Raw genomic sequence first — 2,142 nt, 5'->3', positions numbered from 1 at the left:
AATATGGAAGATATGAAGAAGGGAAGAATCACTCCTCGCTGGATTGATTCTTTGAAAGAGAACGAAATATTTGTTTTTGGCAGCAATCTGGCTGGCATGCATGGCGGTGGTGCTGCACGTATTGCCTGCCTTCACTTCGGTGCTGTCATGGGCAAGGGTGTGGGACTGCAAGGTCAGAGTTATGCCATTCCTACGATGCAGGGCGGCGTGGAAACTATCCGTCCATACGTGGAGCTATTCATTATCTTTGCCCATCAGCATCCCGAGCTACATTTTCTGGTAACCCCAATAGGTTGCGGCATCGCCGGCTTTGAGGCTGAAGACATCGCCCCTTTGTTCGAGAGCGCAAAGGAGATGAAGAACATCAGCCTGCCGGAGAGTTTCTGGGAGGTGATAGAATAGCCGTACTATTAACAATAAAAAAGTTTTCAGACAAACTTCAAATTAAATAATAAGCATGAAAGAAACAAATAGCATAAATGATTTAAGAAATCTGTTACAGCAAAAATGGCTATTAGATGGCAACTGTATCGAAAAGAAGTTTCAACATTTGGCAAGTATTCTTCTTCACGATGTAGCTATTCTGAAAGGCAATAAGAAGTACAGACTAACAGACATCGAATTTTACTTCTATTGCCCTACCCATCAAGATATTATAACCTATCCACGCAATAGCAAAGCAGGAGAATGGTTCTTTCACTCAAGCGGTGTAGACCTTTCTTTTGAAAGCAATGTGCCCATGAGAGAAAAGGCTTCAACTGGTAAACTGATGCCGTGTTTGACAAGTGATTCCGCTTTTGGTGGCATACTTATCCGTGGCATAAAGCATATAGACTGTTTTTCAGACCATCAAGAAGAGAAGTACAAACTAAACGGACCTATGAAAGTTTGCGAAGAACTCTTCGACAAGTTTGATGCATTTGGCAATCCCGACGACTTTCCAAGAATAATTTTGGAAAAACACAATGACATATCTCATATCAAAAGCAGCCATCGGGTAAACTTAAAGTCTGCCTCAAAAACGACAAAAGATAAAGTTGCCTCAATTTTAGCCAACAATTATTGCGACAACGATTCTGGTAGCACACAAGATGAATTAGTTATAGAATTTAATAAGTACTTAACAGCAAACTATAGATTTACAATATGATTACAGATGACAGAACATATGTTGTTTTTCTTTCCACATGGTTGAAGAAAAGCTATCCCAAATTCTTCGACAAGTTCACAGCTTGCTTGAACGAGAATGATATTAAGTGGAGATTTATCGGAAACACTGCCGACATTTGGTGCCGCGACTATATGCCTATCCAGATAGAAACAGATGAATTCGTGCAATATCGCTATTACCCTGACTATCTTACCAAAAGAGAGTCAGATAAAAAATACATTACAAATCCTGACAAAGCGTGTAAGTCGATGTATCTTTTTCCAAGCAAGAAGACGGACTTAGTTATAGATGGCGGCAATGTAGTAAAGGGAGCCGATTTCGTCATCATGACAGAAAAAGTATACCACGAGAATCCGAACTACAATCCATCAGAGATACATACGGAACTCGAGAACCTATTCCAATGCAAGGTCATTATGATTCCTTGGGATAAGTGCGAGAAATACGGACATGCGGATGGAATTGTCAGACCCATTGATTCTGAAAATGTTCTCCTGACAAATTACGTGGATTACGACAAAGACTTTGCTACAGAAGTAGAAAGAAGACTGAGCAAACATGTTCATGTAGAGATGTTGCATTATGATGTAAAAAAGCCAGACAAGCGTAATTGGGCGTATATCAATTTTTTGCAAGTTGGAAATACTATCATCTTACCTGCAATCAACATCGAAGAAGATGACCAAGCCCTCAAGCAGATACAAGGCTATTATCCATCCTGTGACATCCACCAATTTAATTGCGAAGAAATAATCAAGCAAGGAGGTGCTTTGAATTGCATAACTTGGAATGTGGAAGAATCGGATGAAATAAGAGGATTTACTGAAGAGGACAGAAAAAGATTTGACGAGCTAATGAATCGTTTTGAAAACGAAGAAGAGGCTATAAAAAATGGTACTTTTAGTGGTTTTACGGAAAGTGAAATGTATTTCATGGGTGATATAAACATTGGCAAATTTGGTGATAAATAC

At 39.4% G+C, this 2,142-nt stretch carries 3 protein-coding genes; all 3 read left to right on the top strand.

The window, feature by feature from the left end; genetic code table 11:
- The first annotated feature begins 3 nt into the window (after window positions 1-3).
- Window positions 4-402, top strand: coding sequence for an A1S_2505 family phage non-structural protein (locus tag QVD32_RS12955; RefSeq protein ID WP_502795844.1), 399 nt, complete (start codon window positions 4-6; stop codon window positions 400-402).
- A 55-nt stretch (window positions 403-457) separates the two neighbouring features.
- Window positions 458-1,150, top strand: a complete 693-nt coding sequence (locus QVD32_RS12950; protein ID WP_262301554.1) for a hypothetical protein — start codon at window positions 458-460, stop codon at window positions 1,148-1,150.
- The coding region (locus QVD32_RS12945) for an agmatine deiminase family protein (protein ID WP_287710354.1) at window positions 1,147-2,142 on the top strand (996 nt) is incomplete at its 3' end. The genes QVD32_RS12950 and QVD32_RS12945, both read left to right, overlap by 4 nt.

The organism is Barnesiella sp., from assembly GCF_022723415.1.
In the GTDB taxonomy this organism is placed as follows: Bacteria; Bacteroidota; Bacteroidia; order Bacteroidales; family Barnesiellaceae; genus Barnesiella; species Barnesiella intestinihominis.
Note: the sequence above shows the minus strand (reverse complement) of the source record. Positions and strands in the feature narration are given on the sequence as shown.

Coding starts and splice junctions, on each gene's coding strand:
- QVD32_RS12955 (WP_502795844.1), top strand. CDS start 4: ATGGAAGATATGAAGAAGGGAAGAATCACTCCTCGCTGGATTGATTCT.
- QVD32_RS12950 (WP_262301554.1), top strand. CDS start 458: ATGAAAGAAACAAATAGCATAAATGATTTAAGAAATCTGTTACAGCAA.